The sequence below is a fragment of the Acinetobacter sp. UBA5934 genome (assembly GCF_002430855.1).
Lineage (GTDB): Bacteria > Pseudomonadota > Gammaproteobacteria > Pseudomonadales > Moraxellaceae > Acinetobacter.
On record NZ_DJDC01000076.1, the window covers coordinates 1 to 7,258 of the forward strand.

Annotated in this window: 6 protein-coding genes and 1 pseudogene; 4 read left to right on the plus strand and 3 right to left on the minus strand. The window is 41.2% G+C overall.

The features are described from left to right. The first annotated feature begins 230 nt into the window (after positions 1–230). Positions 231–1,517, plus strand: a complete 1,287-nt coding sequence (locus tag B2Y23_RS05380) for a M20/M25/M40 family metallo-hydrolase (protein ID WP_291369452.1) — start codon at positions 231–233, stop codon at positions 1,515–1,517. 220 nt (positions 1,518–1,737) lie between these two features. Here the strand turns inward: B2Y23_RS05380 and B2Y23_RS05385 are convergent, their stop codons facing one another. Continuing rightward, positions 1,738–2,430, minus strand: coding sequence for a TIGR04219 family outer membrane beta-barrel protein (locus B2Y23_RS05385; protein WP_291369454.1), 693 nt, complete (start codon positions 2,428–2,430; stop codon positions 1,738–1,740). Positions 2,431–3,038: 608 nt separating this feature from the next. Between B2Y23_RS05385 and B2Y23_RS05390 the strand changes: the two genes are divergently transcribed. From B2Y23_RS05390 to zupT, 3 genes are all read left to right on the plus strand, one after another. Then, on the plus strand, positions 3,039–4,517 hold the full coding sequence (locus B2Y23_RS05390; RefSeq protein ID WP_291369456.1) for a sodium-dependent transporter: 1,479 nt from the start codon (positions 3,039–3,041) through the stop codon (positions 4,515–4,517). Positions 4,518–4,527: 10 nt separating this feature from the next. Further along, on the plus strand, positions 4,528–4,671 hold the full coding sequence (locus tag B2Y23_RS05395; protein ID WP_291356318.1) for a methionine/alanine import family NSS transporter small subunit: 144 nt from the start codon (positions 4,528–4,530) through the stop codon (positions 4,669–4,671). A gap of 89 nt (positions 4,672–4,760) precedes the next feature. Further along, positions 4,761–5,570 (plus strand): zinc transporter ZupT, encoded by an 810-nt coding sequence (gene zupT / locus B2Y23_RS05400; RefSeq protein ID WP_291369458.1) that lies wholly within the window; start codon positions 4,761–4,763, stop codon positions 5,568–5,570. 61 nt (positions 5,571–5,631) lie between these two features. Here zupT and rsmB read toward each other — a convergent pair whose 3' ends face one another. Both rsmB and B2Y23_RS05410 read right to left on the minus strand, forming a co-directional pair. Continuing rightward, positions 5,632–6,939, minus strand: a complete 1,308-nt coding sequence (gene rsmB / locus B2Y23_RS05405) for a 16S rRNA (cytosine(967)-C(5))-methyltransferase RsmB (protein WP_291369459.1) — start codon at positions 6,937–6,939, stop codon at positions 5,632–5,634. Then, positions 6,939–7,258 (minus strand): annotated as a pseudogene (locus B2Y23_RS05410) (methionyl-tRNA formyltransferase); the annotation flags it as partial. The pseudogene B2Y23_RS05410 and the gene rsmB, both read right to left, overlap by 1 nt.

Here is a 7,258-nt window from a genome sequence, read left to right on the forward strand (position 1 = left end):
GGTGTTTTTTTATGCGTGAGAATTTTTTATGGCTAGAAACTATATAATTAAAATTATTTTCATACATTAAAATTTATTTTGAAAACTAATTCCCTTCTTTTTAATTTTCTAACTTATTCATAATTATCATTAAACTTAAGAATTTATATTTTATTGATAAAATTTAGGCTTGAAATTTACTTGAATATTAAACATATTGAAGTTTAGATAACGATAAAAAGGACGCCATAATGAAAAAACCCTCAAGTTTTGCTACTCGAAAATTATCAAAAATTGCACTATTGAGTATTGTTCCAGTTTTTACAGCGTCTCATGTGTATGCAATTTCGCCTGATCAAGTAAAAAAGGTAGTGACTGCAGACCAGGCAGCTTATTTGGTTACCTTAAAAGAACTGGTCCATATTGAATCGGGCAGTAAAGATATTGAAGGTTTGAATCAAATTGCCAAAGTTGTAAGTGAAAAATTAAAAGCACAAGGCGCAACGGTTGAAGTGATTCAAAGCAATGATGTTTACCGTATGGAAGATACGCCTGAGAAAGTGGGACCTGTGGTCAAGGCAGTTTTTAAGGGCAAAGGCCAATCCAAAATTATGTTGATTGGGCATATGGACACGGTTTACCAAAAAGGGATGTTAAAGAATCAACCATTCCGTATTGAAGGTAATAAAGCGTATGGATTAGGAATTATTGACGACAAACAGGGAATTGCAGCGGGTTTACACATTGTCAATATTTTGAAGAAGTTAAATTACCAAGATTATGGAACATTAACGGTTTTATTTAATTCAGATGAAGAAATCAGTTCACCCGGTTCACGAAAATTAATAACTGAGACAGCACAAAACCAAGATATTGTGCTGTCTTTTGAAGGTGGCGGTAAAGATGGGAATTTACGCTTGGCGACTAGTGGAATTGGAGCTGCATATTTAGATATTAAAGGTAAAGGTTCACATGCCGGTGTAAAACCTGAAGCAGGGGTGAATGCATTGACTGAATTGGCTCATCAGATTGGACAATTACAAGATTTAAGTAATCCCAAAACAGGCTTGAAACTCAATTGGACTGTGGCAAATGCGGGTAAAACACGAAATGTAATCCCTGATCAGGCCACTGCACAAGCAGATGTGCGTGCTTTACAAGTGAAAGACTTTGATCAAGTCGAGAAAGTGCTAGAAGAAAAAGTCAAAAATAAAAAATTGGCGGACAGTCAAGTCGCAGTAAAGTTTGAGGTTCGACGTCCACCTCTAGCAGCCAATGAAAATGCCCACAAGCTTGCAGAAAAAGCCCAAAAAATTTATAAGGATGAATTAGGCTTGGATTTAAAAGTGTCCACTACACCTACCGGTGGGGGAACTGATGCTGCATTTGCCGGATTGAAATCAAAGGCAGCAGTCATTGAGGGCATGGGTTTATCTGGTGATGGAGCTCACTCAGATGCTGCAGAATATATTTTAGTTGATAGTATTGTGCCAAGACTGTATTTAGCGACACGTTTGATTATGGAAGCCTCTAAATAAGCTTTAAAGACATGAAAAAGCCCCGACATCCTGTCGAGGCTTTTTCGTATTTGTTCAAGGTATCACTCCTGTTCTACCTCAGCGTCCTGCTGTGTGTACTTTTATTCTTTTTATTTTAGAAACATCCTGTTTCTGTATGAGTTAAATATAATCTGAACTCAGCCTGATGCATAGCTTTCATTTTCTGCAGTCCATGTAAGTAAAAGCTTACAGTATTGCTTTAAAAATATGCTTCTATGCCCAGATAAGGTCCTTTAAATTTAAGTTTGGTTTCTGCATTTGAACCTTCTTCCAGCTGTATGTCCAAAATACGATAGCCGACTCTGGCACCTACGTCGACCAGCAGGTTATCGATAAAATTATATTTGAGTTCTGCTTGAGCATCGCTAATTTGCTCATCATCCAGCGCAGCAAAACTGGCTTCTGCACGAACACTTAAACCTGTAAAAGGCAGGTTTACCCCGGCCTGGGCATAAAGCATCGGTACGGTACTACTCACATCGAATGTGTCGGTATAGTTTTGTATAATATCTCCGCTTAGACGTTTGGCTCCAAAGCCGACATCGGCATCGACGATATTATCCAGCACTTCGTAATAAAGAATGAAATCTGTATAAGTGAGGTCAATCTGATGGCTATTTACTCCGGCAAGGCTTTGCTCACTGTCAGCTTGTAAATGGCTATGCTTAATTTTGGCATTGGGCAAAAATGGCACCGGATGTTCCAGCGCGACCGAGAACGACAACGCATCATCATCTTCCAGTTGAGCTTGAGGAAGGGAGGATGCCGGTTGAGTTAAATCGGTACTGTAGTTCCAATAATCAATATTGCCTTTGACCGCAATAACATCGGCTTGGGTGGAACTGAATGCGCCCAATCCAAGGGCTAAGCAAAGAATTTTGAATGATTGCATAAAAATCCTGAAGTGATGTGAACTGTTATTTTTGGAAAATCTTTTTCTGAGTTAAATAGAGTGAATCGAGACTCAACTCAGCGCATCATATAGTGAATGCTAAAAAATTGCATCGTTGTTATTTCTCAAAATTAAAGCAAATTTTACCTGGCATAAAATGCAGATGATTTGAAAAATCCAAAGCTGCTTTTTATTGTTGAATTTTTATACAATAAATAAAAATAAGCAGGGTAAATAACCTTAAGTTTTTATATCTAGCTCAGATATTCTTAAAAGTTTGTCAATGAATAATAGGGATAGGCCAAAAATAAGCCGATTAAATGAACATTCGCACTGAATATATTATAAAAAATAGATGCTTTGTAGATAAATTACAGAAACTTCTTTCAAAAATGAGTATTGTTAAATCCATACAAAAGATCGGTCTGAATTGTAATTTTTAACCAAGATTCAATTTCAGACTGATCTGTTTGCATTTGAGAACAATTCACTCAAAAGGTGTAACCTCTAAATCAGACACAAGAATTATTTTTAAAAGGTACTTTTTTGCTCGCGAAATAACCCAGATAACAAGCAGCATTTAAAGATACCTAAGGTTTAGGTGTTTTATGACAGATTCTCGTGAAAACTGGTCATCACGATCCGGCTTTATTATTGCAGCGGTCGGATCGGCTGTCGGTTTAGGTAATATTTGGCGTTTCCCATACGTCGCCTATGAAAATGGCGGTGGCGCGTTTCTTATTCCTTATCTTATTGCTTTAATTACTGCCGGTTTACCGCTTTTATTTCTCGACTATGCCGTCGGGCATAGAAGTAATAGCTCACCTCCAAAAGCCTATCGCAAATTATTCCGTGGCGGTGAAACTCTCGGATGGTGGCAAGTCAGTGTATGTATCATCATTGGTTTGTACTATGCCAGCGTTTTGACTTGGGCAGGCAGTTATGTGTACTTCTCCATTGGGCAGATGTGGGGCAGTGATCCGGAAGGTTTCTTCTTTAAAACCTATTTACAAACCTCTGAAGCTACCGGTTTTGATCCGAGTTTTGTCAGCCATATTTTCTGGCCATTGGCAGGAATCTGGGCCTTAACCTTGGTGATTTTATATGGCGGGGTGAAAAAGGGTGTGGAACTTTCTAACAAGATTTTCATGCCATTATTGTTTGTTTTATTTACTCTTTTAGTGATTCAGTCACTTCGTTTACCTGGTGCGGTAGACGGTCTAAATGCCTTCTTCACGCCAAACTGGTCTGCCATGATGGACTATAAAGTCTGGCTGGCGGCTTATGGTCATACCTTCTTCTCGCTTTCAGTCGGGTTCGGGATTATGGTGACCTACGCTTCCTATTTAAAGCCGAAAACCAATTTAACTGGTTCGGGTTTAATTGTCGGTTTTGCCAATGCTTCAACTGAAATTCTGGCGGGTATTGGTATTTTTGCCGCATTGGGCTTCATGGCATATAGCTCGAACAGCAATGTACAGGATGTGGTGAGTGGTGGTATCGGACTGGCCTTTATTGCCTTCCCTAAAATCATTTCCAGCCTGGGTGCGGGTGCAGACTTGTTCGGTATCCTGTTCTTTACCTCATTGTTTGTTGCCGGTATTTCATCGATGGTGAGTATTCTGGAAGTTCCAATCTCTGCCATGATGGACAAGTTGAAATGGAGCCGTAAGAAAGCGGTAACGATAGTAGGTGGCGGTAGTGCGGTTGTATCAATCGTTTTATTCTCCAGCGTGAACTCGATTAAACTGGTTGATATCATTGATCATTTTATCAATAACATCGGCATTATCGGCGGTGCGTTGATTTCGATTATCAGTATTGCCTGGTTCAAACGTTCAGCTTTGCTGGAAATTCGTAATCACGTCAATGCCATTTCCACGGTACATTTGGGCAAAGGCTGGGATTTCACTTTAACGGTGATTACCTCTTTGATTTTGCTGGTTACTTTGGGAATGACCATCTTTAACTTGTTATTAAAAGGTTATGGTGATTATAGTGTAAGTCTGCAGTGGTTATTTGGCTGGGGCTGCGTGATTTTCTGTGCAGTCATTGCTTTTATTTTGGCTCGCGTTAAAGACCGCTAGGAGAGAAAATATGAATACTTCTGCAATCATCATGATGATTATTTCTATGCTGTTTTTATGGGGTGGATTAATCTTATCCATTCTGCATTTGATGAAAAATCCTGAAGAGCTGGATGAGGTACTTGAAGAAGTGAAAGATCAGCATACTCTTTAAGTCAAAAATTCATCACTGACAAAACATGCAAATGAAAGTCATTATCATCTATGATAATGACTTTCTTGTTTCTAAAGTGGAGCATGGCTATGCACACGATTTTGCAGTATCAGGTTTGGATCGCATTTGCGGTGACCTTTCTGGCAGGATTGGCAACCGTGATCGGTGGTGCGCTGGTTTTATTTTTTAAACAACCGAGTTATCGCTTGCTTTCTTTTGGTCTGGCCTTTTCTGCCGGTGCCATGGTCTATGTTTCACTGACTGAAATCCTGAATAAATCCATTCATTCCTTTAGTCAGGCCTTTGATGCTAAATATGGTTTTGCCTTGGGTACTTTTGCATTCTTGTTGGGGGTCATTTTAGTGTTGCTGCTGGACCATTTTGTGCCAAATCCGCATGAAACCATTGAGCAGACGAACCCGGAAGATATGGATCAGCAACAATTGATGCGTACCGGTTTACTGACCTTATTTGCGATTACTGCGCATAATTTTCCTGAAGGACTGGCGACTTTTTTTGCTACCTTGGAGAGTCCGACGCTTGGTGCTCCTTTAGCGGTTGCCATTGCCATTCATAATATTCCGGAAGGTATTGCAATTGCCCTACCGGTCTATATGGCAACAGGACGTAAAGATCTGGCACTTGGGGCCAGTTTTGTTTCTGCTTTAGCAGAGCCATTGGGGGCTGCACTGGGATATTTTATTCTTGCCCCTTTTATGAGTTTTAGTGTGTATGGCGCAGTATTTGGGGTGATTGGCGGGGTGATGGTATTTTTGGCTCTGGATGAATTATTACCCACAGCCAAACGCTATGCCAAAGGACATGAAACCGTCTATGGCTTGGTCACCGGGATGGCATCCTTGGCGATCAGTTTGGTCATCTTTAAATTTGTCAGTTAAGCCGGTTGCGTACAACAGGCGGAAAAAAGGTGGCTTTAAGCCACCTTTTTTAATGACGTCTTTAAGCCATTTTCTGGATACGGCAATAGAAGAAGCCATCACCACGGCCTACTTGAGGCAGTAATTGGCGACCGTGAATTTGTTCAATTCCCCAATCGGCTTCAATTTTAATTTCTTTGGCATCGGTATGAGTGTTAAAGAAATCGACCATTTGCTGTTCATTTTCTGCTTTTAAAATCGAGCAGGTGATGTAAAGCAAAGTGCCACCGACTTTCAGTTGTTGCCACATATTTTCAAGAATCTGTTTTTGCAACTGAACAGTTTGGGCAATATCGGTCGATTGACGCAATAAGCGGATATCGGGATGGCGGCGCATCACCCCAATTGCAGAGCAGGGCGCATCCAGTACGATACAATCGGCTTGTTCAGGAGCAGTCCAGGTCACCGCATCGGCAGTGATAATTTCCACATGTTTGCCATCTAACAGCAGACGCTCCAGGTTTTCTGAAACACGTTTTAAACGCTTTTCATCCTGGTCAAGGGCAATCAGTTTTTTCGGCTGATATTTCTCTAAAATATGTGCAGTTTTGCCGCCAGGTGCCGCACAGGCATCAATGACGAATTTGCCATTCAGGTTCGGCAATAGCGTTGCGCAAAGCTGGGCATGTTCATCTTGTACGGAAAATCCGCCAGCTTCAAAGCCCGGTAGACTTGGAATGTGTAGGCTTTCGTCCATAACAATGCCGACTTCAGAAATTTCGCAACGATGTGCATCGATGCCTTCATCTTCCAAGATGTCGAGATATTCATCACGGCTGACTTGGCGGGTATTCACACGTAATGTTAAAGGTGCAACCTGTTTCAGTTCATAGCTGAGTTCAGCAAACTGTTCACCCCAATCTTTCTTTAAACGTTTCGCCAGCCAGCTAGGTAAATTAGAGGCATTTTCCAATACGTCATAGAATTGTTCAGATTCGCGTGTAGCACGACGCAAAATGGCATTCACCACGCCACTTAAACTTTCCATGCCCAATTGTTTGGTCGCTTCAACGGTTTCAGAAATCGCGGCATGTGCAGCCACTCGGGTGCACAGCAATTGGTATAAACCGAGGTACAAACAAGTTTCAACCACTTGATTGTCCAGTGGTTTAGAGAGTAATGGTAAAGTCAGTTGTTTCAATGCATGCCATTGACGTAAACAACCCAGTACCAACTCATGGAACAAAGCACGGTCTTTGTCTGACACGATGTTCATTTGCTGCGCCAGCACAGATTGCAGCGATTGACCATTTTGGACAGCCAATAACGTCTTCACCACCTGAGCACGTAAATTAAGGTTTTTGGCTGAGGCGTTGGGAGATTGCTTCATTATAAAATTTGTCCAATAGTCAGTTTTTGGGTTTGTAAAATTTGTACGGCATTGAGCGGCTTGCCACCCGGCCATTGTAAAGCAGTGAGCGTGATTACAGTGTTATTTGCGCAAGCAACCTGTACACCATGTTTGTCAATCGCAATAATTTCACCCGGTTGGGCATTTTCCGCAGTTGCAGTGGATAACTGTGAATTCCAGACCCGCAGGTTGTTTTGTTCATCCAGGCGAATAAAAGCCACTGGCCACGGGTTGAAGGCGCGGATATTACGGTCAATCTGTACGGCATCAATAGACCAGTCAATTTCTGCTTCAGCTT